23 protein-coding genes and 1 riboswitch are annotated in these 24,298 nt (G+C 58.3%); of the genes, 18 read left to right on the top strand and 5 right to left on the bottom strand.

The features are described from left to right. Nucleotides 1–116: 116 nt before the first annotated feature. Nucleotides 117–1,013 carry a GlxA family transcriptional regulator gene (locus ACXADZ_RS05735; RefSeq protein WP_475193601.1) on the bottom strand — a complete coding sequence of 299 codons (897 nt, stop codon included), beginning with the start codon at nt 1,011–1,013 and terminating at the stop codon, nt 117–119. 89 nt (nt 1,014–1,102) lie between these two features. Between ACXADZ_RS05735 and ACXADZ_RS05730 the strand changes: the two genes are divergently transcribed. From ACXADZ_RS05730 to ACXADZ_RS05720, 3 genes are all read left to right on the top strand, one after another. Beyond that, the gene (locus ACXADZ_RS05730; RefSeq protein WP_475193598.1) at nt 1,103–2,026 is read left to right on the top strand and encodes an MBL fold metallo-hydrolase; all 924 of its coding nucleotides are present in this window, start codon (nt 1,103–1,105) and stop codon (nt 2,024–2,026) included. A 541-nt stretch (nt 2,027–2,567) separates the two neighbouring features. Then, nucleotides 2,568–3,479, top strand: coding sequence for an alpha/beta hydrolase (locus tag ACXADZ_RS05725; RefSeq protein ID WP_475193595.1), 912 nt, complete (start codon nt 2,568–2,570; stop codon nt 3,477–3,479). Nucleotides 3,480–3,715: 236 nt separating this feature from the next. Next, nucleotides 3,716–4,279 (top strand): IS5 family transposase, encoded by a 564-nt coding sequence (locus ACXADZ_RS05720; RefSeq protein WP_475193592.1) that lies wholly within the window; start codon nt 3,716–3,718, stop codon nt 4,277–4,279. 324 nt (nt 4,280–4,603) lie between these two features. Here the strand turns inward: ACXADZ_RS05720 and ACXADZ_RS05715 are convergent, their stop codons facing one another. Further along, entirely contained in the window at nt 4,604–4,978 is a 375-nt protein-coding gene (locus ACXADZ_RS05715) for a DUF4345 family protein (RefSeq protein WP_475193588.1), read from the bottom strand. A 17-nt stretch (nt 4,979–4,995) separates the two neighbouring features. Beyond that, nucleotides 4,996–5,919 carry an SDR family NAD(P)-dependent oxidoreductase gene (locus ACXADZ_RS05710; protein ID WP_475193583.1) on the bottom strand — a complete coding sequence of 308 codons (924 nt, stop codon included), beginning with the start codon at nt 5,917–5,919 and terminating at the stop codon, nt 4,996–4,998. 111 nt (nt 5,920–6,030) lie between these two features. Here ACXADZ_RS05710 and ACXADZ_RS05705 point away from each other — a divergent pair, with 111 nt between their 5' ends. Next, nucleotides 6,031–6,951 (top strand): LysR family transcriptional regulator, encoded by a 921-nt coding sequence (locus ACXADZ_RS05705; RefSeq protein WP_475193579.1) that lies wholly within the window; start codon nt 6,031–6,033, stop codon nt 6,949–6,951. Nucleotides 6,952–7,105: 154 nt separating this feature from the next. Beyond that, nucleotides 7,106–8,962, top strand: a complete 1,857-nt coding sequence (locus ACXADZ_RS05700) for an SLC13 family permease (protein WP_171186249.1) — start codon at nt 7,106–7,108, stop codon at nt 8,960–8,962. An 80-nt stretch (nt 8,963–9,042) separates the two neighbouring features. On the opposite strand, the gene ACXADZ_RS05695 is transcribed toward ACXADZ_RS05700, so the two are convergent. Continuing rightward, entirely contained in the window at nt 9,043–9,999 is a 957-nt protein-coding gene (locus tag ACXADZ_RS05695; RefSeq protein ID WP_171186127.1) for an NAD(P)-dependent oxidoreductase, read from the bottom strand. Nucleotides 10,000–10,145: 146 nt separating this feature from the next. Next, a riboswitch (cobalamin riboswitch) is annotated at nt 10,146–10,362 on the top strand. A gap of 94 nt (nt 10,363–10,456) precedes the next feature. Between ACXADZ_RS05695 and ACXADZ_RS05690 the strand changes: the two genes are divergently transcribed. Genes ACXADZ_RS05690 through cobJ form a run of 7 tightly spaced genes read left to right on the top strand, consistent with a single transcriptional unit; the run spans nt 10,457 to nt 18,418 of the window. Further along, nucleotides 10,457–10,831 (top strand): DUF1636 family protein, encoded by a 375-nt coding sequence (locus tag ACXADZ_RS05690; protein ID WP_171090997.1) that lies wholly within the window; start codon nt 10,457–10,459, stop codon nt 10,829–10,831. Between the two features lies 1 nt (nt 10,832). After that, complete coding sequence (gene cobW, locus ACXADZ_RS05685; protein ID WP_475193577.1) at nt 10,833–11,888, top strand: cobalamin biosynthesis protein CobW; 1,056 nt, start codon at nt 10,833–10,835, stop codon at nt 11,886–11,888. A 3-nt stretch (nt 11,889–11,891) separates the two neighbouring features. Continuing rightward, nucleotides 11,892–15,185: a cobaltochelatase subunit CobN gene (cobN, locus tag ACXADZ_RS05680; protein WP_475193574.1), complete on the top strand. Its 3,294-nt coding sequence runs from the start codon at nt 11,892–11,894 to the stop codon at nt 15,183–15,185. Further along, nucleotides 15,182–16,303, top strand: coding sequence for a cobalamin biosynthesis protein CobG (locus ACXADZ_RS05675; protein WP_475193571.1), 1,122 nt, complete (start codon nt 15,182–15,184; stop codon nt 16,301–16,303). The genes cobN and ACXADZ_RS05675 overlap by 4 nt, the downstream gene beginning before the upstream one ends. Further along, a complete protein-coding gene (locus ACXADZ_RS05670; RefSeq protein ID WP_475193568.1) occupies nt 16,303–16,932 on the top strand; it encodes a precorrin-8X methylmutase in 630 nt (209 codons plus the stop codon). The genes ACXADZ_RS05675 and ACXADZ_RS05670 overlap by 1 nt, the downstream gene beginning before the upstream one ends. Then, complete coding sequence (locus ACXADZ_RS05665) at nt 16,929–17,657, top strand: precorrin-2 C(20)-methyltransferase (RefSeq protein ID WP_475193566.1); 729 nt, start codon at nt 16,929–16,931, stop codon at nt 17,655–17,657. Before ACXADZ_RS05670 ends, ACXADZ_RS05665 begins: the two co-directional genes overlap by 4 nt. After that, complete coding sequence (gene cobJ, locus ACXADZ_RS05660; protein ID WP_475193562.1) at nt 17,654–18,418, top strand: precorrin-3B C(17)-methyltransferase; 765 nt, start codon at nt 17,654–17,656, stop codon at nt 18,416–18,418. The genes ACXADZ_RS05665 and cobJ overlap by 4 nt, the downstream gene beginning before the upstream one ends. Here the strand turns inward: cobJ and ACXADZ_RS05655 are convergent. Next, nucleotides 18,409–19,155, bottom strand: a complete 747-nt coding sequence (locus ACXADZ_RS05655; protein ID WP_475193559.1) for a cobalt-precorrin-6A reductase — start codon at nt 19,153–19,155, stop codon at nt 18,409–18,411. The genes cobJ and ACXADZ_RS05655 overlap by 10 nt on opposite strands. Between ACXADZ_RS05655 and cbiE the strand changes: the two genes are divergently transcribed. From cbiE to cobF, 6 genes are read left to right on the top strand one after another with little or no spacing between them, the layout of a single operon-like run. After that, a complete protein-coding gene (gene cbiE / locus ACXADZ_RS05650) occupies nt 19,154–20,353 on the top strand; it encodes a precorrin-6y C5,15-methyltransferase (decarboxylating) subunit CbiE (RefSeq protein ID WP_475193556.1) in 1,200 nt (399 codons plus the stop codon). The genes ACXADZ_RS05655 and cbiE overlap by 2 nt on opposite strands. Beyond that, nucleotides 20,350–20,730: a cobalamin biosynthesis protein gene (locus ACXADZ_RS05645; RefSeq protein ID WP_475193554.1), complete on the top strand. Its 381-nt coding sequence runs from the start codon at nt 20,350–20,352 to the stop codon at nt 20,728–20,730. Before cbiE ends, ACXADZ_RS05645 begins: the two co-directional genes overlap by 4 nt. Continuing rightward, the gene (gene cobM, locus ACXADZ_RS05640) at nt 20,727–21,521 is read left to right on the top strand and encodes a precorrin-4 C(11)-methyltransferase (protein WP_475193553.1); all 795 of its coding nucleotides are present in this window, start codon (nt 20,727–20,729) and stop codon (nt 21,519–21,521) included. The genes ACXADZ_RS05645 and cobM overlap by 4 nt, the downstream gene beginning before the upstream one ends. Beyond that, entirely contained in the window at nt 21,508–22,830 is a 1,323-nt protein-coding gene (locus tag ACXADZ_RS05635) for a cobyrinate a,c-diamide synthase (RefSeq protein WP_171668599.1), read from the top strand. Before cobM ends, ACXADZ_RS05635 begins: the two co-directional genes overlap by 14 nt. After that, nucleotides 22,827–23,555, top strand: a complete 729-nt coding sequence (cobA, locus tag ACXADZ_RS05630) for a uroporphyrinogen-III C-methyltransferase (RefSeq protein ID WP_475193550.1) — start codon at nt 22,827–22,829, stop codon at nt 23,553–23,555. The genes ACXADZ_RS05635 and cobA overlap by 4 nt, the downstream gene beginning before the upstream one ends. After that, nucleotides 23,548–24,285: a precorrin-6A synthase (deacetylating) gene (cobF, locus tag ACXADZ_RS05625; RefSeq protein WP_475193546.1), complete on the top strand. Its 738-nt coding sequence runs from the start codon at nt 23,548–23,550 to the stop codon at nt 24,283–24,285. The genes cobA and cobF overlap by 8 nt, the downstream gene beginning before the upstream one ends. The last annotated feature ends 13 nt before the right edge of the window (nt 24,286–24,298 follow it).

The raw sequence follows: 24,298 nt of genomic DNA, 5'->3' as shown, positions 1-24,298 counted from the left end.
TGCCGCAACCTGAATGAATGGCTGTTTTCGCGGTCCGGATATGAAAGCCAGAGGAAAGTCACGTAAATCAGTAGCTTTTTCGTAAGTGAGGAAATCTACGTCGCTGGCGATATTTCTTAAGTTGAAAACTTCACGCGAAAATCCCGAGGTGTGATCCCTGTTGCTTCGTGGAACTTTCGGCCAAAGGCCGAATGGTCAGAATATCCGATTTCAAAAGCGATCTGTTGAATTTGTTTTGTTGAATGGATCAGCAATTCTTTGGCGTTCTCAATCCGGACTGCATTTACATAGGCCATTGGTGTCAGTCGGGTTACGGAGGTGAAGCGTCGGATGAATGTGCGCGCTGCAAGCCCGGCAGATTTGGCCAGATCATCCACCGACAGGTTGTCCGCATAATTACTTTCGATATGCAATTGTGCCTTTCGCACGGCTGTATCCTGATGCGACAGGTTTGGGGTGAAGCTGCGATAGCGCCGTTGGTCGATCCGGGCAACGTCAACGACAAAGTAGCGCGATGTTTCAATCATCACATCACGGCCGATCAGGCGCTCGATCAATGCGAGAGCAAGATCAACCCAAGCCATCATCCCGCCTGCGGTGATAAGATCCGCATGTTCAATCAGGATTTGATCCACATCGGTCGCGACACTGGGATAGTGCTCTTTCATTTGGGTCTCCAAGCCCCAATGCGTTGTCACCGGTCGATTGCCCAGAACATTGGCTTCTGCCAGCCAAATCAATCCAGCACATACCGAACACAATAGCGCTCCGCGAGCGTGTTCCCGACGAAGTGACAGAGGGATGTCCGGCTGCGCTATGACGTCGATCTCTTGGCCCGTGGGTGGCAGAATGTAGACATCATATCCAGGCTCAACGGCGTCTGTGAGTTCCACACACAAAGAGCGATCGCGTTTCAAGGTTCCGGCAAGCTCTAGCATTTCTTTGATGCCATGCACTGCGGAAGTCAAAGCGCCCATATAGCTTATGACGGCGATGCGTTTGGCTTGGCTCATCTTGTCATTACCTGCATAGTTTTTGTCATTTGTGCCAGTAGCGAAATGGCGGGAAAAAATCAATCTGGTTGCAAGTAACATGAAAGGACATGACCATGAAAAACCTCAGGTTATCCCGACGGACATTTTCCACAGCCCTTCTCGGCACTGCAGCGTCTGTGGCATTCCCCCCGGTTGTCTTTGCGGGAGAAGTCGTCTCTTTGAACATTGGGACAAAGGTAGTTTCGATGTTGTCGGACGGTCATTTCAGCCTTCCTTCCGCCTTTTTCCAGGGAGCTGACGAAGAAGCCTTAGCCGCCGCAGGCGATCCCATTGATATCGGTGCCACAGCCTGGCTGGTGCGAGATGACGACCGCATCATTCTTGTGGACACGGGATCCGGTCAGGCCCTGTCAGGAATGTTTCCGACCGTCGGCAAACTGGACGCGCTCCTTGCTGCTGAACGGATCGAAAAAAACGCCATCTCCGATATCGTTCTGACCCATATGCATGCAGATCACATTGGTGGTTTGATGGGTTTGGACGCGGGTGGGTTTGCAAATGCAAAAATCCATGTGGCTGAGGCCGAATGGGCGTTCTGGACAAATCCCGCGTTGCTTGCCAATGCGCCAGAGGCGGACAAACCGATGATTGAATTGCTGCAATCCATCGCCGCACCTTTGGCGGATCGGGTCACTACATATGTGGGAGAAGCTGATCTTGGTGGAGGCGTCACACTTGTTCCGCTGCCCGGACACACGGCAGGTCACAGCGGCGTCCGCGTTGCGGCGGTAGATGGCGAAGCTCTCTTCATTGTCGGTGACGCGGTCATTTCAGAAGCCTTGCAATTCGCGCATCCGAACGTGAGTTACGCGCTTGATTCCGATCCAGCGCAGGCGATTGCAACACGGACAGAGTTGTTGGTCCAGTTGGCGGAAAACGAAACGGTGTTTTCCGCAACGCATCTTAGCTATCCGGGCACCGGGCGCGTCGAACGCGCTGGCGAAGGCTTTGCATTTGTTCCTCTGACCTGAAAATTAAAGGTGTAGGTGGGCGCGTATTTATTGCTTCTACCTACGCCGATGCTTCATGTACTGGCGATCATGGTTGTTCAGATATTCGCATTTGCATTCTAAATAGCTTCACTGAGCGAACCAATGGTCTGAAATTTATAACAACGCCTCTCAAGAGCATTTTCGTCTATCTTTCGTGAAGCAGCCATAGGGGTGCAACATCTTCATGCCCGTTTGGTCCCGCGCTGGGGTAATTGATGCACTACACAGCGAAAGACTGCTTTGAACGCAAAACGGAAGTGTAACAGACACACTGCGCCAGCCTTCGGCGGCCGGCAAATTCACCCATCATACAAAGGTTGAGTTTTGTCCAACCGAGCGTTTACGCTCAAAGCCCGTCGCGTAGCCATTACATGATCTCTTTCAAAGAAAATCTGTCTAACCACTTCAGCGAGGTTCCAAATTGCGTAGGTTTAGCAAATTCAACTGCAGTGCTTTGGCCGTTGTTTTACTTTCGCAGGTACTGATTGCCGCTCCACTTGACGCGCAGGAGGCAGCCCCGGTGACTTATTCGCTGGAAGCAGACGTGGTTTATGGACAGGGAGTTGTGACGAAAGAGGGTAAGGAGATTTCGCGCGATTTGTGGATGGACGTCTATCATCCGACCAAAGGCACAGACACGCCGCCGCGACCTGCTTTAATCCTCACCTTCGGCGGCGCATTCCATCGCGGCAGTCCGCGACTTACGTTTCAATCGGGTGGTGCTCAGGATACCTCGATGGGCAATTATTGCCGCCGTTTTGCCGCGCGGGGCTATACGTGCTTTGCAATCGATTATCGGCTGACACCCGAAGGGCCTGTGCCATCGGGTGAAGGTTATCAAGCAGACTGGATCGCGCCCGACAGCCTGTTGCCTCTATTGCCCCAGGCCAACCATATTCGGGGAACTATGGACCTGCCGCCGCTTGATTTCAGCGTCCCCGAACAAGAGAAGACAATGGTTGATGGTGTGATCTCGGCTGCCGAGGATTTGCGCGAAGCGGTATTGCATATCCGGGACTCCGCGACCACTTACAACATCGATCCGAACCGTATTGTACTTGGAGGGTTTTCCGCAGGCGCAGTGACGTCCTGGAATGTTGCACATGGTATGGGAGTTCCTGTCTCTGGTGTTTTTCTCCTCTCGGGCATAGACGCCGGGTTTGACGTGAACAAAGCGGTTACAGCTTCGTCAGACAGACCGCCGATACTAATGTTCATGGGTCAGTATGATCTGCCGGGCGCGTTGTCTTCAGTTCCCCTCCTTGTCGCTCACTACGAAAAAGTCGGCGTGGAGCATGAGTTTGCGTGGGTGCCAGGCTTTGGACATTTCTATCCTGCCGGAGCAGCCAGCTTGGGTGGCGACGCAGTAAGCATGTCCGTGGAAGGTCGGATTGCCGAGTTCCTCGAACGCGTAATTGGCAAAGAACAGTGATGCACAGATGAACAGCTGCAAGCGGCGATTGACAACTGCCTTAGCATTGGTCGCCTTCAGCAAAGGCAGTTTTGTCCACACACCTGACCTTGAGCCATGTTCAGGCGTGGCAAAGCATGATTTATTGCGTCAGGTGATAGGTAAAAGCCCAATTTGCTCGCGCCTCGCTCCTTTGGTCAGGACCCATTGATTTCCGCTTGGTTGCGTGGTTCACGGTTCGAAAACGAGCGGTGAACATGTCTGATCTTTTCTGGTTGACAGACGCGCAGATGGCGCGGCTTGAGCCTTTCTTTCCGAAGTCTCATGGCAAAGCTCGCGTTGATGATCGACGTGTACTGAGTGGGATTATCTTTATCAATCGTAATGACTTACGCTGGCGTGGACGCCTGATGGGGCGGACCAAAGGCGGCTTGAATACCAAGCTGCACGCCATCTGCGACGGCCAAGGACGTCCGCTGAACCTGTTTGCGACTTCAGGACAGGTCAGCGATTATATCGAAGCCCGTGCATTGGTGAACAGTTTGACGAAGGTGGACTGGCTACTCGGCGACCGTGGCTATGACGCCGATTGGTTCCGAGACGCATTGAAAGACAAAGGGATACGCGCTTGCATCCCTGGCCGGAAACAGTGGAAGAAACCAGTGAAGTACGACAAGCGTCGCTACAATCGGCGCAACCGGATCGAAATTATGTTCGGCAGTCTTAAGGATTGGCGGCGCGCGGAAACCCGATATGACCGCTGTCCCAAGGTCTTCTTCTCAGCCATCGCTCTCACGGCAAACGTTATCTATTGGCTATGAGTCTTGACCCCTAGGGAAAAGCTGCTGTTCTAAATCGGCCTGACCACCAAGTTTCCCAGTCGCGTCACTCGTAACCTGCGCGCTGATCGCTACTTAGAGGAGCGGATAGCGCCGATGATAGTGATAAACATCGTGAGTATTTGAGATCGTTGCCGAAACAACCACCCGCTCAGGGCCTGAGCTGAGCGCCCTTCGTTGGTCAGTTCTGCCAAGTCCGTAAAGCAGGACGGCCCGGAAACTGTTGGAAATTTACTCATGGATTTGGTGGTTGGCTGATTGGACGGCAACTTCAAGCTCGCCGCCATCCATCTGCTTCGAAGACGATTAGAAGGAGAGCTGGTAGTAGGCTGACAGCAACACCGCGATGATCACAAGTTCAACGACCAGCGGGGGCAGAACAGCTTTGTCAAATCCGTCCGCCAATATTCCAACAATACGACCGACAGCGACAACACCCGTCAGGATCGCAACAGCCACATAGCCCAGTGTCTGACCGGTGGTCAGACCGATCACCAGCAAAACCACTGAGGCCAGAAACAGCCCGCCAATCACCGAACGGATCGTACTGAGTCCGGCGGTGCCGACCGGCGCGATGGCAAAGTTGGCGACCATGCGCCGAGGAGCAAACATTGACATGATGCCGAGGCCAGACAGCATGATGGTTGCGAGGATGACGAAGATGTTCAATGTGGTTTCCATTTCATTTCTCCTTTAAATTAAGCGAACTGTCGCAATGCCTGGTTCGCGTTGTCCTGAGTGGTGATATCTGACAGAGCCCTGTCTAGGCTGGCTTGATCCACGACTGGCCCGGTGGGATAACCCGTTTGACTGGCATAGAAGTGGCCGGTTTTGAATTCCGGGTTTAGCAAACCATCGAGATACCGTTTTGCCCCGGCCTCAACGCTGTGCATCATGCCGAACAAGGGCATCAACACTCCGCCCACATGTTTGAAGACAATGCGTTTCATAAGTGGCAGGTCGTCAAAGCCAGCGGTTCCTGCGGTGCCTCCGGGGCTCATGGTGACAAAGCGAATATGGGGGTGCTGGCGCGCCATAGCCCCCATCCACAGGGTCGCGGTGAGCTTGGCATAACCGTAGGTCTGCATCGGGTCGCCCTCAGGTCCGAACTTGCTGCCGTCGGCGATTGATTTGAATTCGTCGACTGTTCCATCGGACAGGTCGGGGCGGTGCATACCCATTTTGGGAATACCACGAGCAGCCTCGGACCCGGCGTATAGGATTGTGGATGTCACCAACTGGCGTTCCAGCAACGCGTCTACCAACACCACGTGGCCCAAAACGTTTGTTGCGAAAATGTTAGTCACGCCATCGCTGGTGAGGCTGTTTGGGTTCTGTCCGCCCGTTCCACCCGCATTCAGGATTACAGCGTCAATCGGGGTGGAAAGTTCGGCCACAACGGCGCGAACCGCGGCCGGATCGGCCACGTCCATCAGGACAATTTCAAAAATCTTGCGTCCGGTTTCATGTTCCAGCGACGATTTCGCTGCTTTGGCTTTCGTTGGGTTGCGGCAGGCCAGATAGACCTTGGATATGCCTTTCTGAAGCGCAAGTTGCCGGGCCGCTTCTCGGCCCAGTCCGGCATTTGCGCCGGTGATCAATACAGATTGTATCTGGTTCATCGGGTAGGGTCCTTGGGTTTAAGTTCGACAGACCCAATGTAGGCTGGTCAATAAATGAACTGTAGATGGGTAATTGTGGACATCCTGCTTCAATTATGAAACACAGGCTTCATGTCGATAAAGGAAAGCCACTCACTTAACTGGGATGATCTGAAGTACTTTCTTGCTGTTGCCCGCACCGGAACATTGCGGGGCGGCGCTGATAGCATTCAGGTCAACCACACGACATTGACCCGGAGACTTTCAGTTATGGAAGAACGTGTCGGAAGTCGCCTCTTTGATCGCTCCAAGCAAGGTCTGGTTCTGACACAGCTTGGCGAAGATCTGATGCCCCATGCCGAACGGGTAGAAGCCGAAATGGCCGCTGCGTCTCGGGTCATTGTCGGACGGGATGCGCAACCTTCGGGCACGGTATACGTAACGCTGCCCCATGGTCTGGCGATGACCTCGCTGATGGATGATTTCGCCGCCTTCGCTGACCTCTACCCGGACATTACCCTCAACATGAACTTCACCAACGACATCCGCGATCTGACACGACGCGAAGCGGATGTCTCGTTGCGCATAGCAAATGAGGTGACTGATGATGTGGTTGGCAGAAAACTCGTCCAAATGTCACAGGCCGCCTATTGCACACGCGACTACGCGGAACTTATTAGCGACAACGGAGGCGCGGGATTGCACCTGATTGGCTGGCATGAGCCTGAAGAAGTAACCACAGCGAAGTGGGTCAAAGACAGTTATTATCCCAAGGCCACGCTGAAACACCGTGTATCTGAACTTGTCCCATTGATCTCGCTGGCGGCTTCCGGGCTGGGCATGGCGTACCTTGCCTGCAATTTGGGAGACCGGCACCCAAACCTGATCAGAGCACCGTTTCAAAAACCCATGCCATACAGAAGCATCTGGCTATTGCTACACCGCGACCTGAAGAACACGGCCCGGGTCAGACTATTCGTGGATTTCTTGGCCGCGAGCGTCCAATCGAGGCGGAATGAGTTCTGGGTTGCTGGAACGACACTGCCTCAATAGAAAACATGCAAGCAATCGAATGAGTAACATTATGTCCAAAATCGGGTCGTAATCGAAATTTCATGACAATGAATGCGGGATGAACTAAAGATTTATTTCAGAATAAGTAATAAGTTCTGGACGTCTAGTGGAACACATAACCTTTACCTTCGAGATGGGGGTCGTTTGCGCGCTTCTCGCCTTCACAGTTTTCCTATTTGTGTCCGAGGTCGTCAGAATCGACCTTTCCGCCATACTGGTTTTGGTTCTTGTCGGCTTGCTAAGCTACGCACCCGGCCTAGAAAATCTGGCGGATGTGCCGCGTCTGTTTGATGGGTTTGCGTCAAACGCGGTCATTTCGATCATTGCGGTCATGATCGTTGGTGCTGGCTTGGACAAAACCGGCATCATGAACAAGGTTGCGGCCGTTATTCTGAAGTACGGCGGCAAATCGGAAAGCCGCGTGCTGCCGATCATCTCGGGAACTGTTGGCGTCATTTCTTCCTTCATGCAAAACGTCGGCGCCGCCGCCTTGTTCCTGCCAGTTGTCAGCCGGATATCCACGAGATCCGGAATACCGCTGTCGCGACTGCTTATGCCGATGGGGTTCTGTGCGATCCTGGGGGGGACGATGACGATGGTGGGGTCCTCACCGCTGATCTTGCTCAACGACCTGATCCAAACGGCCAATGACGGCTTGCCGGATAATCAGAAAATGCAGCCGTTCGGGCTGTTCTCGGTAACACCGATCGGGGCGGTACTGATCCTGACAGGCATCGGGTACTTTCTGCTGCTGGGACGCTGGGTTCTTCCTGTGCAGGAAGGGGCAGACAACACGGGCACCGGTCAGGGCACACAAGAGTATTTGCAGCGGGTGTATGGGCTAAAGGCAGATGTGTTCGAAGTTGTTGTGCCTGCAGACAGCCCGCTGGTCGGGCAGATCCTGGCCGATATCAACCATGAGAACCACCTGTACATCATTTCAACCTTCTATCGCGGCAAAACGTCAATGGTTCAGGTTCTGACCGCTGAAATCGCAGCCCCTTGTCGGCTGGCGATTGTTGGACGGCGTGGCGAGGTAGAGGTTTTTGCGAAGAAATTCGGCTTAACAGTTCTTCCCGATCTGGATGTTTTTGTTGAGGAGTTCGCACCCACCAACGCCGGTGTCGCCGAAGTTGTCGTTACCCCCGACAGTAAATTGATCGGCAAATGCCCGCGCGAGCTTTTGTTCCGCAAGACATACGGTATGTCGCTTCTGGCTATTCACAGAGGGGAAGAAACGCTCAGCCACGTAGAGACCGATGATCATCAGTCCACTCAGATCGGGCTGGAAAAGTTTCATGCTGGTGACATGCTGGTCGCACACACGCGGTGGGACAATCTGATGCGGATCACCCGCGATCCGGATTTCGTTGTGGTCACAAGCGATTTCCCGCAGGAGGAATTGAGACCTCAGAAAGTCGGGTGGGCGCTTGCTTTTTTCGCTATTTCAATATGCCTGATCCTGTTTACCGACGTACGCCTTTCGCTTTGTCTTCTCACAGGGGCAGCTGGCATGATGCTGAGCCGCGTTCTCAGCGTGGATGAGGCTTACCGTGCCGTTGGATGGAACACTGTTTTCCTGCTTGCCTGCCTCATACCTTTGGGACAGGCGGTGCAAAATACCGGCACAGCCGCATGGATCGCACAGCAGATCATGGTCATTCTCGACGGCTGGCCGCTTTGGTCGCTTCAAGCGGGCATTGCTGTTCTGGCAACGGCGTTTTCATTGGTCATGTCGAATGTTGGCGCCACCGTTCTGCTCGTACCGCTGGCTGTGTCCATTGCAGTGGCTGCCGGAGGCAACCCTGCAGTCTTTGCGCTGACCGTTGCCATTTCCACCTCGAACAGCTTCATCATCCCGACCCATCAGGTCAATGCGCTGATCATGGGTCCGGCAGGGTACAAGGTCATGGATTTCGTCCGTTCAGGCGGCATCATGACCGCGCTGTTCCTTGTCGTTTCATTGGTGATGATCAACGTTATGTACTAGCGCGGCAATCGGGGCCGGATTTCTGGGCTGGCCCACCCCGATTGCCGATTACATTTCGTTGGAAAGGTTAGCTTGAACCTCTACGCCGAGCCCCGGCCTTGCGGGACAACCTCATACCCCGGCTCTTCCGGTTCATCATCTTCCATCTCCGGCGGGAAACCGGGGGCTGTGATGTCCAAACCAGTCGCCTCTTCCAGACGTTTGATGATATTCGGCGACAGCTCGCGATCGCCATACCGGGCAATGCCATCTTCAAAAATCTTGATCATGACCGGATTCATTTCCAGAGGCACCCCGGCGCGGTCCGCTACCTCTTGAAACAGACCAATGTCCTTTTTCACCAAGTCCATAGTGAAGGAGATGTCGCGCGAACCATTCAGTATGACCTGACTTTCCGTTTCATGCACAAAGGACGTACCGGACGAGATTTTTATCGCCTCATATGTCGTGTTGAGATCCATGCCCGCCGCCTTTGCCGTGACCAGCGCTTCGGCGCAGGTGATCAGGTTGGCTGTGGCCAGATAGTTGGTCAGCACCTTCAAAACCGAGGCAGAGCCCAATTCACCCGTGTGCAAAACACGCCGTCCCATGGTGGTCAGAAACGGCAGAATCCGCTCAAAAGTCGCACGGTCACATCCCGCGAAGATCGAGATATTGCCGGTGGCCGCCCGATGGCACCCGCCCGAAACCGGGCAGTCCACTGCCGCGCCTCCGCGTTCGATCACCTCGGCCCCCAAACGCTTGACCTCGGCCTCATCGGTTGTCGACATCTCCATCCAGATTTTGCCGGGGCCCACTTCGGGCAGCATCTTTTGCATGACCGCATCTGACGCCGCAGGCGATGGCAAGCAGGTGATGACCGCATCGCAATCGCGCATCAACTGTGCCGGGCCTTCGGCTGCCTTTGCGCCAAGGGCGACAAACGCGGCCACCAGATCCGCGTTCAGATCATGCACCGTCAGATCAATACCGTTCCGCAGCAAGGATCCCGAAAGCTTGCCGCCAACGTTTCCCAACCCGATGAATCCTACTTTCATATGTCGCCTCTCCCTGCTGGCTTGTACCTGTCATGCGATCACGGATTTATCTGACCATTCATGCCGCCCAACGACAACCACAGGTCGCTTTTCACACCCGCCTCCTGATGTTACGCGCAACGCGCTTGACAAGCGGGCCAGCGGTGCCGCATGACCCATTCGTTGGTGTCGGCAAGAGCCGATGAAAAGGGAATGCGTCAACGGATCTTCCGCCAAACGCAGCCGCCCCCGCGACCGTGACCGGAGAGGGTGCCCAATGCCACTGGCCTAGGCCGGGAAGGCGGGACATCCGACAGAGGACCCTGACGTACCGGGCCTCTGACATCCGCAAGCCGGGAGACCTGCCAGCACCCGAAGTTGAAACCGGGCGGGGTGTTCCGGTATCGGGTCCATGTTGCAACACGTGGCCCGCTTGAAACCCCGTCCCCCGCGAAGAGGATTTGGGGGGATGAGAGACATGACTGAGACCACACCGGTCGAACTGCTGGTCTGCACGACCTGCCGCCGCGGGCTGCCCATCGAAGACGATGCGCAACGCCCCGGTACATTGCTGCACCAGGCATTGGAACAAGCAGAGCTGCCCGAAGGCATCACCCTGAAACCTGTCGAATGCCTTTCGAACTGCGATCAGGGCTGTTCTATCGTGTTGCGCGGCGGTCCCGATCGCTGGACCTTCGTTTACGAAAACCTGAACGAAGTGGACCATGTCGATGTAATCGTCGACGGCGCAACCAAGTATCTGGCCACCGAAGATGGTCTGGTGAAATGGCGCGAGCGCCCTGAACATTTCCGCAAAAACTGCGCCTCGCGCATTCCCCCGATTGGAGCCTGACATGTCGAATCTCGAAAAACTTCCCGTCACCGTGATCACCGGCTTTCTGGGCTCGGGAAAAACAACGCTGGTCAAACACCTGATGCAGAACCCGCAGGGCAAACGTCTGGCTGTTGTCGTCAACGAGTTTGGCGATGTGGGCGTGGATGGCGATATCCTGAAATCCTGCGCCATCCCGGATTGCCCGGCGGAAAACATCATGGAGCTGGCAAACGGCTGCATCTGCTGCACCGTCGCGGATGACTTCATCCCGACCATCGAGGCGCTGATGGCGCTGGAACCGCGCCCCGAGCATATCCTGATCGAAACCTCTGGCCTCGCCCTGCCCAAGCCGCTGCTGAAAGCGTTCGACTGGCCGGATATCCGCTCAAAGATCACTGTCGATGGCGTGATCGCTCTGGCCGATGCCGAGGCCGTCGCCGCCGGTCGCTTTGCCCCGAATGTCGAAGCTGTGGATGCCCAGCGCCTCGCCGACGACTCGATCGATCACGAAACGCCCCTGTCCGAAGTGTTCGAGGATCAGATCTCGTGCGCCGACATCATCCTGTTGACCAAGCCTGATCTTGCAGGACCCGAAGGTGTGGCCAAGGCCAAAGAGGTGATCGCCGCCGAAGCACCGCGCCCCTTGCCTGTTGTCGAAGTCGCCGAGGGCGTCGTGGATGTCCGCGTTGTACTGGGACTGGAAGCTGCAGCCGAAGACGACATGGATGCACGTCCGTCGCACCACGACGGTCACCACGATCACGAACATGACGACTTCGAAAGCATCATCGTCGAGTTGCCGGAACAAACCGATCCAGCCGATCTGGTCGCCAAGATCGAACGCCTGGCGACCGAGCTGAACATCCTGCGGGTCAAAGGTTATGCGGCAGTACAGGGCAAACCCATGCGCCTGCTGGTTCAGGCCGTGGGCGCACGCGTCCGTCACCAATATGACCGCCCATTGGGACCAGAGGAAGAGCGCCGTTCGCGTCTGGTTGTTATCGCCGAGCATGACGACATCAAAGAGGCCGAAATCCACGCGATCCTCGCGGGCGTCACCGAGGCTGCCGAGTAAACCATGCACGTCGTCTTCCGCGAAAGCCACGGGCTCGAGGAAACCGAGACCCCAACCGATCTGGGCCAAAGCCCGGCGGATCTGGTTGTTTTGTCCTTCTCGGACAGCGACCTCGGCGCTTTCGCGGCGGGCTGGCATCGTGGCGGCGGAACCGAGGGTCGAATGCCAACGCTTCGACTGGCCAATTTGACCGCCCTCAAACACCCTCTGTCCGTCGACACTTATGTCGAGCAGACGTTGGACGGCGCCAAGGGCATTCTGGTCCGCCTGATTGGCGGCGTGCCTTACTGGTCCTACGGCTTGCAGCAGGTTTTGGCGCTGGCGCAGGCTAAGGGTATCGCGCTTGCCGTTCTGCCTGCGGATGGGCGCGAAGATACGCGGCTGGATGACTATTCCACTCTGCCCGTTTCAACGCTGCGCCGTTTGGCCCATCTGTGTGACACCGGTGGTGAGGTCGCAGCACAAGCCGCATTGGCCCAGATGTCCTTGGCAGCAGGGCTTTACGCCGGGCCGGTGATGGGCGCAAAGACTCTACCTGAATGCGGCGCATGGTGCCCGGATCGTGGTGTAATCCCAGCGGATACCGCGTTCGAAGGCGGCGCGAAACGTATCGTCGTAACGTTTTATCGCGCCTACCTGGCGTCGGCCGACACCGCCCCAGTCGCAGCTCTGATCCGCAGTTTGCGTGCGCGCGGAATTGCGGCAGTGGGCCTGTTCGCGCCTTCGCTCAAAGCGCCAACTGCTGCCGATTGGTTGCGCGAGACGCTTGGGGCGTTGACCCCCGCTGCCATCATCAACGCAACGTCCTTTTCGGGCAAAGGCGCGTCGGGCACGTCTCCGCTGGATGCCGCCAATGTGCCGGTGTTTCAGGTCGCTCTGGCCACCTCGCGCCGCAAAGCCTGGGCTGAGGCGGAACGCGGTCTCTCACCTGCCGACCTTGCCATGCATGTTGTCTTGCCCGAGGTAGACGGGCGGATTTCGGCGGGCATCGCTTCGTTCAAAGAACCGGGCAAACGCGATCCTCATCTGGAATACTCCCGCTTTGCCCACCGGGCCGAGGCCGAACGGATCGAAGCCATTATCGACCGGGTATCAGGCTGGCTGCACCTGAACGACAAACCGAAGGCGGATCAGATCCCGGCGTTGGTGCTGTCGACCTATCCCGGCAAAGACTGGCAGATGGCCCATGCGGTGGGTCTGGACGCGCTGGCATCCGCCGAGGCGATGCTGTCCGATCTCCAGAACGAAGGCTATGACACCGCGCCAGCAGAGCCGATTGCTGAAACACTGTTGGACGCCCGGATTTCATGGCCGCTGGACGAGTACTTGCAAGCGCTGACCGATCTGCCCGAGCAGTTGCGAACCGACCTTCAAACAGTTTGGGGCAAATGCGAAGACGATCCGGCCTTTGCAGATGGCGCGTTCCACTTCACAGCACTGCGCCGTGGTCAAGCTCTGGTCGCGTTGCAACCCGAACGCGGTACACCGGAACTGCGCGATGACGATTATCACGACTTGTCGCGCACGCCCCGTCACAGCTATGTCGCCTTTTATCTGTGGTTGCGCAAAGGTCTTGGTGCGGACGCGCTAATCCATATCGGTGCGCATGGCACTCTGGAATGGTTGCCCGGCAAATCTGTGGCCCTGTCTGCCGATTGCTGGCCCGAAGCGCTGATCCGCGACCTGCCAGTGATCTACCCGTTTATCGTCAACGACCCCGGCGAAGCCGCGCAGGCCAAGCGTCGGATCGGGGCCGTCACGCTGGGCCACATCCCACCGCCGATGAAGGAAAGCGGGACGCCGGACCGGATGGTGCGGTTGGAGTCGCTGCTGGATGAGTTCTCGAACGCAGACGGGTTAGACCCCAAGCGCCGCGATCGTTTGCAAGAAGATATCCGGGACGAAGCGCAGGCCATCGGGCTGGAAAACGATCTTGGCCTCGATCAAGCCACCTGCACAGCCGAGGCGATCACCCGGATCGACCGCTTTGTCTGTGACATCAAGGAAAGCCAATTCGGTGACGGGCTACATATCTTTGGTCGCGTGCCCGAAGTGACAGGCAATTTTGACCCAACGGCTTCGGCCCATGCCGAACGAAGTGCTCTGATCGACGCGCTCGCGGGCAAACGGATCGAGGCTGGTCCATCCGGCTCTCCGTATCGTGGGCGGTCGGACGTGCTGCCGACCGGGCGAAACCTTTATACTACCGACCCACGCTCGGTCCCGACCCGCGCAGCATATGCGCAGGGCGTCAAACTGGCTGAAGAACTTGTGCGCCGTCATCTGCAGGAAGAAGGCGATTACCCCAAAGGGCTGATTGTAGACCTGTGGGGCTCAGCCACCATGCGCACTGCGGGCGAAGAATTCGCCATGGCGCTGCATCTGCTGGGCGTCAAACCCGTTTGGGACAAGGGTTCCGAACGGGTGTCGGGCGTCGAAGTCCTGCCGATTACCGATCTCAGCCGCCCGCGTCTGGACGTCACTCTGCGCGTGTCGGGCTTGTTCCGGGATGTGTTCCCGACCCTTTCCGCGCTATACGGCCAAGCCGTGCGGGCGCTGTCTGCGCGTGACGAAGCACCGGACTGGAACCCCTATGCAGGCCTGCCCCCTACGGCCCGCGTCTACGGCCCGGCTCCCGGGAGTTATGGCGTCAACATGACCCAATTGTCCGAAGTCTACACCGACGAAGCGCGCGCCCAGGCGGGTGAGGCTTGGCTGGAAGCCAGTTCTTTCGCGCTGGAAGGCGAACACATCGCTCAGGACAAAGACGGTATCACCCAGCGCGTGGCCAATGCTGACAGCTTTGTTCACCTGCAGGATCTGACCGAGACCGATCTGCTGCTGGCCAATGACTACGCTACGCATGAGGCCGGATTTGCGGCAGCCAAGAAAATCACCGGAGGTAGCGTGCAGCTTTACCATCTGGACAACACAAACCCCGAAAACCCCCGCGCCCGAACCCTGCCGGAAGAGATCAGCCGTGTCGTTCACGCCCGCGCCGCAAATCCCATCTGGATCGCAGGGATGCAGCGGCATGGATTCCGGGGCGCGGCTGAAATCGCGGCGACGCTTGATCACATGGCATCCTTCGCCCATCTGTCCGGGACGGTCGCACCACATCTGTTCGATCTTTACCACGATGCCACTTTGGGCAACGAAGAAGTGGACACCTTCCTGCAAGAGGCCAATCCCCTGGCCCATCAAGCAATGCAGGACCGGTTCCGCGCGTTGCTTGAGGCCGGGCTTTGGAACACCCGTCGAAACTCGATCCGGGCGGATCTGGAGGGCCTGACATGAGCGCTCCTATCGTGCAGGGTTGGTGCCCCGGTGCCCATCGTCCAATGATGTCCGGCGACGGGTTGGTCGTGCGGGTCCGGCCCCGGCTGGCGCGTCTGACAGCTGATCAGGCATTGGGTCTGTGCGACCTTGCAGATCGGTTTGGCAACGGGTCGATCGACTTGACCAACCGTGCCAATCTTCAATTGCGGGGCGTGGAGGACTATGACCATCAGCCGCTGCTTAAGGAGCTTGCAGCGCTGAACCTTCTGGATGCGGAACCCGGCATCGAGGTTCGACGCAATATTCTGGTCACACCGCTGTATCAGGCCGGTGATTTGACTGCGCGGCTGACTCAGGAACTGATCGACCGGTTGGCGGAGTTGCCTGCCCTTCCCGCCAAGTTCGGTTTTGCCATCGACACCGGACCCGCGCGGCTTTTGAACGCGGATTCAGCGGATATTCGTCTGGAAACGGGCGTTGACGGCCTGATCCTGCGCGCCGATGGCTGCGAAACAGGGCGACCTGTGACCGAGGCCGACGCCATTGATCATGTGATCGCGTTAGCCATGTGGTTTTCAACGACATACACCTCCGAAACTCGCCGCATGGCGCGGGTCATCGACGCGTTGCCGCAGGAATGGCAAGGACATGCGCCGGGTCCCGTCGGCTCAAAACTGCAACCTGGCCCATGTGATCTGGGCGCTCTGTATGGTGCAGCTTTTGGATCGCTGCCTGCGCGCAAGCTTTATGACCTAATTGACGACAGCGGCGCGACTGCCCTGCGTGTCACGCCGTGGCGGCTGATCTTACTGGAAGGCGGTGCGGCGATACCCGCAACAAAGTTTGTCACGGATGCCTCTGACCCGCTGATGACCACCGACGCCTGCCCCGGCGCACCGTTCTGCCCACAGGCGCAGGTAGAAACCCGCGACATCGCCCGCGCCTTGGCTGCGCGCATACCCGGGCGACTGCATGTCTCGGGATGTGCCAAGGGCTGTGCCCGGAAGGGGCCTGCCGACATCACATTGGTGGGCGCAAACGGACGATTTGATCTTGTAAAACAGGGCCGCGCAGGGGATGAGCCCTGCCAGCGCGGGCTCGACCCCGAAACACTCATGACTATGGACTTCACCTGATGCCCTACACATACGAAACCGATGGCGCGGCGATCTACAAGGAAAGCTTTGCCACCATCCGGTCCGAGGCTGATCTGGCCCGTTTTGATGCCGATGAAGAGCAGGTCGCTGTCCGGATGATCCACGCCGCGGGCATGGTCGGGCTGGAAGAGTTCGTCCATTTCTCGCCTGGTTTTGTGACGGCTGCCCGCACGGCCTTGGAAAACGGTGCACCGATCCTGTGTGATGCGCGTATGGTCAGCGAAGGTGTGACCCGCTTCCGGCTGCCCGCCGATAACGAAGTGATCTGCACCCTGCACGATGAACGCGTGCGCCCTTTGGCCGCCGAGATGAGCAACACCCGCTCTGCTGCCGCGCTGGAACTGTGGCGTCCGCATCTGGAAGGCGCGCTGGTCGCGATCGGCAACGCGCCAACCGCCCTGTTCCACCTTCTGAACATGTTGGAAGACCCTGATTGCCCGCGCCCCGCCGCGATCATTGGCTGCCCCGTGGGCTTTGTCGGCGCCGTAGAATCCAAGGATGCCCTGTGGAAGGCACAACCGGTGCCGTCCTGCATTGTCAAAGGTCGTCTGGGCGGCAGCGCCATCACCGTGGCAGCCGTCAACGCCATCGCAAGCCGGGCAGAATGAGCATGGGCACCATATATGGCGTGGGCCTTGGCCCAGGCGACCCGGACCTGATGAGCGTCCGGGCGGATCGCCTGTTGCGTAACGCCAAGCACGTGGCTTTCTTCCGTAAGCCAGGCCGCAGCGGTCAGGCCCGCAAGATCGTCAACGGAATGATCCCTGAAGGTGCGGTGGAATTTCCGATGGAATACCCCGTAACCACCGAGATCCCCGTCGCGGACCCGCGTTACAATGAGTTGCTCGCCGCCTTCTATGAAGACTGCACCGCTCATCTGAAAACGCTGTCCGAACAGGGCGAGGACGTTGTGGTTTTGTGCGAAGGCGATCCGTTCTTCTATGGCTCGTTCATGCATCTTTACAGCCGGTTGCGCCATGAAGCTCCGGTGGAGGTTGTGCCTGCAATCACCGGCATGTCCGGTGCGTGGACCGCGACAGGTGACCCGATCACATGGGGTGATGACGTACTGACCGTGCTGGTTGGCACCTTGCCGGAAGACACTTTGGCCGAGCGTATGGCGCAGACCGATGCGCTGGTTGTGATGAAGATCGGGCGGAACATCGACAAGGTGAAGCGGGCTTTGAAAACCTCAGGTCTTTATGACCGGGCGTGGATCGTCGAATACGCGCAAATGCCGAACCAGACGGTGACAAAACTGTCGGAGGCTTGCGAAAAGATCACCCCGTATTTCTCGATCATCGTGGTGCATGGCCAGGGACGGCGACCATGAGCGGTTGGGTCAAGATTGCAGGGTTGGGACCGGGTGATGAGGCACTGGTGACACCAGAAGTCACTGCGGCGCTGGCAGAGGCCACCGATGTGGTAGGTTACATCCCGTATGTGGCCCGTGTGGCCGAACGCCTCGGCCTGACCTTGCACGCAAGTGATAACCGGGTCGAAATCGACCGCTCGCAACATGCGTTGCGAATGGCAGCTGAGGGCAAGAAAGTTGTTGTCGTATCCTCGGGCGACCCTGGTGTGTTTGCCATGGCCGCAGCCGTCTTTGAGGCGCTGGAGAGCGGCCCTTCTGAATGGCGCGATCTTCAGATCGATGTACTGCCGGGCATCACCGCAATGTTGGCCGCATCTGCGCGGGCGGGTGCGCCCATGGGACATGATTTCTGTGCCATAAACCTCAGCGACAATCTGAAACCGTGGTCACTAATCGAAAAGCGTCTGCGTCTGGCGGCACAGGCGGATTTCTCAATGGCCTTTTACAATCCACGCTCAAAGTCTCGTCCGGAAGGCTTTGTAAAAACGCTGGAAATCCTGCGTGACGAATGTGAGCCCGAGCGCCTAATTATGTTCGCTCGCGCGGTTTCGCGGTCAGACGAGGCGATCCGAATTTCGACGCTTGCCGAAGCCACACCCGAGATGGCGGATATGCAGACAGTGGTCATTGTGGGTTCGTCCCGCACCCGCGTGATCGAGCGCAAAGGCGCACCAATCGTCTACACCCCACGCTTCACCCCTGATAAGGATCAGGGATGAGAAAGCCAGTCCAAAACCTGAGCGACAGTCGTAAGCTCGGTCCGTTGTGGCAGAACCGGGCGGTCGATCATCAGCACAGGCAGGCCCAATGCGCGCGCCGCGTCCAGCTTGGCCCGCGCACCGGAACCGCCCGCGTTCTTGGAGACAACAAGCTGCGTCCCATGGCGCTGCATCAGCGCGCGGTCGTCGGCTTCGGTAAAGGGCCCTCTGGCAACGACAACTTCGGCATTCGGCAAGGGCAAGCTGTCGGGGTCATCCACCAGACGCAGCAGATAAATGTGCTGGGGCTGGGCGGCAAAATCCTCAAGATGCATACGGCCAACGGCCAGGAAAACCCGCTGTGCGTCCCCGGACAGTGCATCGACAGCCGCCGCGATGTCAGGGACGTGATGCCAGTTATCGCCGGTCTGCGGCGTCCACGCCGCGCGGGTCAGCGCGGCCAGGGGCGTCTGCGTTGCGCCACACGCCTCGATCGCATTCCGGCTCATCTGGGCCGCAAACGGATGGGTTGCGTCCACAACATGAGTGATGGCGTTGTCGCGGATGTAGTCTGCCAGACCTTCCGACCCGCCGTAACCGCCAACACGCACGGGCAAAGGCTGCGGGCGTGGCGCTTCCACTCGTCCCGCGTAGGAATAGACAGCCGTAATCCGTTGTTCCGAAAAGGTTTTAGCCAAGGCGTTGGCCTCGGTCGTGCCGCCCAGAATCAACACATTGGGGATCAGGAGGTTGGTCATGTCTGATGCTCCCTGGCTGACAGTTCTGGGGCTGGGCGAAGATGGGCTTGATGGCCTGTCGCCAACAAGCCGTCAAGTGCTGGACCGAGCCGAAGTGATCATGGGGCCACCACGCCACCTGTCACTGCTGCCCGAAACCGGGGCGGAACGCATTGAATGGCCGGTGCCGTTCTTGGATGGACTGCCGATCCTGCAAGGCTTGCGCGGACAGCAAACAGTGGTTCTGGCCTCGGGCGATCCGTTCTGGTTTGGCGCGGGGTCTGTCATTGCGCGCAATTTCGATGCAGTTGAATGGAGCGCCCTGCCCGGCCAATCCACCTTTTCGCTGGCCGCTGCCCGGCTCGGCTGGCCCCTGGAAAGCACTTTGACCTTTGGCCTGCACGCCGCGCCGCTAACCCGTTTGCGGCCCCATCTGGCCTCGGGTCTGCGCGCGATTCTGTTGTTGCGCGACGGAAAGGCTGTTGCGGAACTGGCAACATATCTGACTGAAACCGGTTTTGCGGATTCTTCCCTGCACGTGATGCAGGCTTTGGGCGGCCCGCGCGAAAACTCTCAAACCGTCACTCTGACCGAGGCCCTTCTTGGCACGTTCGACCACCCCGTCTGCGTTGGCCTGGACGTCACCGGCGCAGGTCCTGCGCTGTCCAAAGCGTCTGGCAAACCCGATGACATCTTTGAAACCGACGGGCAGATCACCAAACGTCCCATCCGAGCGCTGACCCTCTCGGCGCTTGCCCCGCAACGGGGCGAACATCTGTGGGATATCGGTGGCGGCACAGGTTCAATAAGCATCGAATGGCTGATGTGTGATCCGACCCTTTCCGCGACGTGTATTGAGCCACGTGCTGACCGGGCTGAGCGAATCCGCCGAAATGCAGATACGTTGGGGCAAGATCGATTGAATGTAGTACACGGAACCGCACCAGAAGCGCTGTCAGGTGTCGACCTGCCGGATGTCGTTTTCATCGGCGGAGGGTTGAGCGCCAATCTGCTGGCGTGGCTGCGCGATGCGCTTCCCAAAGGAACGCGCCTCGTCGCAAATGCGGTCACCTTGGAAAGCGAGGCCCTGCTGGCACGATGGCACGAGGACTTGGGCGGTGACCTGCTTCGGATAGAACTTGCACATTCCGCCCCGCTTGGTCCAAGGCGCGGCTGGAAGTCTGCCTATCCGGTGGTGCAGTGGAGCGTGACGCTATGATCGTTGCTGGCCTCGGTTTCTCCTCTGCTGCAACAGAAGATAGCTTGCGTGAAGCATTTAACGCGGCGACTGCGAACCATGATGTGGCAGCCTTGGCGACTGTTGCCGACAAGGAAGGTCATTCAGCACTGACATCCTTTGCAGAAGAGGTGTCTCTGCCCGTGCATTTGATTGCCGCAGCCGATTTGGCCGGGCAACGCACACTCACCTGCTCGACCCGCAGCCGTGCCACCTATGGCACCGGAAGCGTGGCCGAAGCATCCGCATTGGCCGCAGCCAGAGAGCTATTTGGCTCGGGCGCGCGGCTGCTCTCACCCAGACAGATTTCAGACGACCGGCTGGCGACCTGCGCCATAGCCATCGGAGGACAAACATGACCGTTCATTTCATCGGCGCCGGACCGGGCGCTGCCGACCTGTTGACGCTGCGCGGGCGCGATATCATCGCATCCTGCCCCGTGTGCCTTTACGCTGGTTCACTGGTGCCCGAAGAGATCCTGAGCCACTGTCCCGAGGGTGCAAAGATCATCAACACCGCGCCCATGCATCTGGATCAGATCATGGCCGAGATCGACGCGGCCCATAAAGCGGGTCAGGACGTGGCGCGGCTACATTCCGGTGATCTGTCGGTCTGGTCGGCTATGGGTGAACAAATCCGCCGCCTGAAAGAGATGGGCATCCCGGTCAGCGTCACACCGGGCGTGCCTTCGTTTGCCGCCGCCGCTGCTGCGCTGGGTACGGAGCTGACGTTGCCGGGTCTGGCGCAATCGGTGGTGCTGACCCGGACGCCGGGACGAGCATCCTCGATGCCCGAAGGCGAGACGCTGGAAAACTTCGCGCGCACAGGGGCGACGCTGGCCATTCACTTGTCGATCGGCAATCTGGACAAGGTGATCGCCGATCTGACACCAGCCTATGGAGCAGATTGCCCGGTAGCCGTAGTTTACCGCGCCAGCTGGCCGGACGAGCAGATCATTCGAGCCACGTTGGAAACACTCAAAGACGCGCTGGACGAGAAAATCTCACGCACTGCATTGATCATGGTCGGCCCGGCGCTGGCGGGCGAAGGCTTTGACGAAAGCTGCCTGTATTCCAAGACCTATGACCGCCGCTACCGCCCTCAAAGCGCGGATAGCCCGTGGTCCAGCTGGAGCCATGGCGATGACTAATCCCCCAGGCGTTCTGATCTCGGCCCCGTCGTCGGGCACCGGCAAGACAACGGTGATGCTGGGCCTGTTGCGGGCGCTGGCTGAGGATGGTCTGACCGTGCAACCGTTCAAAAGCGGGCCGGATTACATTGATCCTGCGTTCCATCGGGCGGCAGCGGGCCGTGCCTCGTTCAACCTGGACAGCTGGGCGATGGGCGATCCGCTGCTGAGCGCGATTTCAGCGCAGGCCGAGGGCGCGGATATCGTTGTGGCCGAAGGTTCGATGGGGCTGTTCGATGGTGTCGCCAAACCCGGAGAACTGGGCCACGGGTCAAGTGCTGAAACCGCTGCGCGGATGGGATGGCCGGTGGTTCTGGTTCTGGACGTCGGCGGTCAGGCGCAATCGGCGGCAGCGACGGCGTTGGGGTTCAAGATGTACAATCCCGATCTGCCCTTTGCCGGAGTGATCCTGAACCGCTGCGCCAGCCCCCGGCATGAGCGTTTGACCCGACTGGGCATGGAACGCGCAGGATTGCCGGTGCTGGGCGTGCTGCCCCGTCGCGGAGATCTGACATTGCCGGAACGGCATTTGGGTCTGATTCAGGCGGTTGAGCATCCGGATCTGGAAAGCGCAATCGTCGGTTATGCGGCGTTTTTACGCGAACATGTCGACCTTGAGGCGATTAAGCGGGCGGCTTCCTCAGGCCCCGGCGGGCCATCGTCAGCCGCGCTGCCGCGCCCTCCGGCTCAGCGGATTGCGCTGGCTCGGGATGCGGCCTTTTCGTTCACCTATCCGCACCTGTTGGAAGGCTGGCGCGCGGCAGGGGCCGAGATCCTGCCCTTTTCGCCACTGGCCGATGAAGCGCCTGCGACAGATGCTGATCTGATCTGGCTGCCTGGTGGATACCCAGAGTTGCACGCAGGGACACTGTCCGCTGCGAACACGTTCCTGACGGGTCTGCGCAAGCATGCTGAGACCAAGCCGGTTCATGGGGAATGCGGGGGTTATATGGCGCTTGGGACAGCGCTGATCGACAAGGATGGCGGGCAGCATGAAATGGCAGGTTTGCTGGGACTGGTGACATCTTATCAAAAGCGCAAGTTCAACCTTGGATATCGCAAGGCCGAGCTTCTTGCGCCCATGCCCGGTTTTGCTGAAGGCGCTGCACTGCGCGGGCACGAATTTCACTATTCTTCGATTGTGGACCAACCTGATGCCCCGCTTGCACGTGTGTTTGATGCCGAAGGCGCAGAAGGCCCGCAGACGGGCTCGGTGCGCGGCAATGTCACCGGCACGTTCTTTCACCTGATCGCAGAGGCCTCGGCATGAGCGGCTTTGTCTCTTTCATCGGCTCGGGCCCCGGTGATCCGGAATTGCTGACACTGAAGGCCGTGGACCGGATGCAAAAAGCGGATGCCATTCTGTTCGACGATCTAAGCAGCGGGCCAATCTTGAGCCACGCGCGTGAGGATGCGGATCTTGTGGGGGTCGGCAAGCGGGCTGGTCGCCCCTCGCCCAAACAGGACCATGTCAGCCGGTTGTTGGTAGATTATGCCCAGACCGGCCAGCACGTTGTGCGGCTGAAGTCCGGCGATGGTGGCATGTTCGGACGTCTGGAAGAAGAGCTTGTGGCCCTGCGTGAAGCTGGAATCGCTTATGAAATCATTCCCGGCATCCCCTCTGCCATCGCAGCAGCAGCGGCGGCAGGCATTCCACTGACGCGCCGATTGACCGCGCGGCGGGTGCAGTTTGTCACCGGTCATGACGTCAGCGGTGAACTGCCGGACGATCTGAACCTGACTGCTTTGGCGGATTCTCAAGCGACCACCGTTGTGTTCATGGGCAAGCGCACCTTCCCGCTGCTGGTTGAAGCGTTGAACGCCCATGGCCTGCCACTGGACACTCCGGCGTTGATGGCTGAATCCGTGTCGACCCCGGATCAAAAGCTGCAGCGCGCTACCATCGGCGCGTTGGCGGATAAGTTGAAATCCGAGATTGGCAAAGCTCCGGCGTTGATCCTGTATGGCCCGCTGGCGGAGTTCGAAGATGATTGACCTGAGCCTGATCGGCATCGGCACGGGCAACCCCGATCATGTGACGTTTCAAGGGGCGAAGGCAATCCGGGCGGCGGATCTGATTCTGATTCCGCGAAAAGGGGAGAACAAAGCCGATCTGGCCGGGCTGCGCGAGGAAATCATTGCAGAAGTCACCGATACCGCGCCTCAGATCGCTTACTTCGATATCCCCAAACGGCGCGCTGACGATGGCTATTTGCGCGGAGTTGACGAATGGCACGATGCCATTGCCCTGCGCTGGCAAGAGGCTATGGATACCCACCCAACGGCACAACGTGTGGCCTTGCTGATTTGGGGGGACCCGTCGCTCTACGACAGCTCGCTGCGCATCGCTGCACGGCTGGACCCCAAACCCAACACGAAAGTGATCCCCGGCATTACCGCCTTGCAAGCGCTGACGGCGGCCCATGCGATCCCGATCAATGATCTGGGTGCGCCTTATGTCGTCACAACAGGCCGCCGCATTCGGGATGAAGGGTGGCCCGCAACCGGCTCAAAAGTAGCGGTTATGTTAGATGGAGAATGCTCGTTCCAATCCCTTGAGATGGCGGAATTCGACATCTGGTGGGGCGCGTATGTGGGTATGAAAGAAGAGCTGCTGATCAACGGTCCGCTGGATCAGGTCGCCCAACAGATCCTGGATACGCGTGCCAAAGCACGAGCAGATCATGGCTGGATCATGGACATCTATGTGCTTAAGAAGCGCTGAGGTTAGTTGCTCG

Source organism: Ruegeria sp. ABM4_193 (assembly GCF_056158705.1).
This window is presented reverse-complemented; position numbering and strand designations above follow the sequence as displayed.

Bases quoted from the DNA above. Each gene is read 5' to 3' on its own strand.
- cobA (WP_475193550.1), top strand. From the start codon at position 22,827: ATGAGCGGCTTTGTCTCTTTCATCGGCTCGGGCCCCGGTGATCCGGAA.
- ACXADZ_RS05730 (WP_475193598.1), top strand. From the start codon at position 1,103: ATGACCATGAAAAACCTCAGGTTATCCCGACGGACATTTTCCACAGCC.
- ACXADZ_RS05720 (WP_475193592.1), top strand. From the start codon at position 3,716: ATGTCTGATCTTTTCTGGTTGACAGACGCGCAGATGGCGCGGCTTGAG.
- cobW (WP_475193577.1), top strand. From the start codon at position 10,833: ATGTCGAATCTCGAAAAACTTCCCGTCACCGTGATCACCGGCTTTCTG.
- ACXADZ_RS05655 (WP_475193559.1), bottom strand. From the start codon at position 19,155: ATGACCAACCTCCTGATCCCCAATGTGTTGATTCTGGGCGGCACGACC.
- cobF (WP_475193546.1), top strand. From the start codon at position 23,548: ATGATTGACCTGAGCCTGATCGGCATCGGCACGGGCAACCCCGATCAT.
- ACXADZ_RS05710 (WP_475193583.1), bottom strand. From the start codon at position 5,919: ATGAACCAGATACAATCTGTATTGATCACCGGCGCAAATGCCGGACTG.
- ACXADZ_RS05635 (WP_171668599.1), top strand. From the start codon at position 21,508: ATGGCGATGACTAATCCCCCAGGCGTTCTGATCTCGGCCCCGTCGTCG.
- ACXADZ_RS05670 (WP_475193568.1), top strand. From the start codon at position 16,303: ATGCCCTACACATACGAAACCGATGGCGCGGCGATCTACAAGGAAAGC.
- cobM (WP_475193553.1), top strand. From the start codon at position 20,727: ATGACCGTTCATTTCATCGGCGCCGGACCGGGCGCTGCCGACCTGTTG.
- cobJ (WP_475193562.1), top strand. From the start codon at position 17,654: ATGAGCGGTTGGGTCAAGATTGCAGGGTTGGGACCGGGTGATGAGGCA.
- ACXADZ_RS05645 (WP_475193554.1), top strand. From the start codon at position 20,350: ATGATCGTTGCTGGCCTCGGTTTCTCCTCTGCTGCAACAGAAGATAGC.
- cobN (WP_475193574.1), top strand. From the start codon at position 11,892: ATGCACGTCGTCTTCCGCGAAAGCCACGGGCTCGAGGAAACCGAGACC.
- ACXADZ_RS05690 (WP_171090997.1), top strand. From the start codon at position 10,457: ATGACTGAGACCACACCGGTCGAACTGCTGGTCTGCACGACCTGCCGC.
- ACXADZ_RS05715 (WP_475193588.1), bottom strand. From the start codon at position 4,978: ATGGAAACCACATTGAACATCTTCGTCATCCTCGCAACCATCATGCTG.
- ACXADZ_RS05665 (WP_475193566.1), top strand. From the start codon at position 16,929: ATGAGCATGGGCACCATATATGGCGTGGGCCTTGGCCCAGGCGACCCG.
- ACXADZ_RS05695 (WP_171186127.1), bottom strand. From the start codon at position 9,999: ATGAAAGTAGGATTCATCGGGTTGGGAAACGTTGGCGGCAAGCTTTCG.
- cbiE (WP_475193556.1), top strand. From the start codon at position 19,154: ATGTCTGATGCTCCCTGGCTGACAGTTCTGGGGCTGGGCGAAGATGGG.
- ACXADZ_RS05700 (WP_171186249.1), top strand. From the start codon at position 7,106: ATGGGGGTCGTTTGCGCGCTTCTCGCCTTCACAGTTTTCCTATTTGTG.
- ACXADZ_RS05675 (WP_475193571.1), top strand. From the start codon at position 15,182: ATGAGCGCTCCTATCGTGCAGGGTTGGTGCCCCGGTGCCCATCGTCCA.
- ACXADZ_RS05735 (WP_475193601.1), bottom strand. From the start codon at position 1,013: ATGAGCCAAGCCAAACGCATCGCCGTCATAAGCTATATGGGCGCTTTG.
- ACXADZ_RS05705 (WP_475193579.1), top strand. From the start codon at position 6,031: ATGTCGATAAAGGAAAGCCACTCACTTAACTGGGATGATCTGAAGTAC.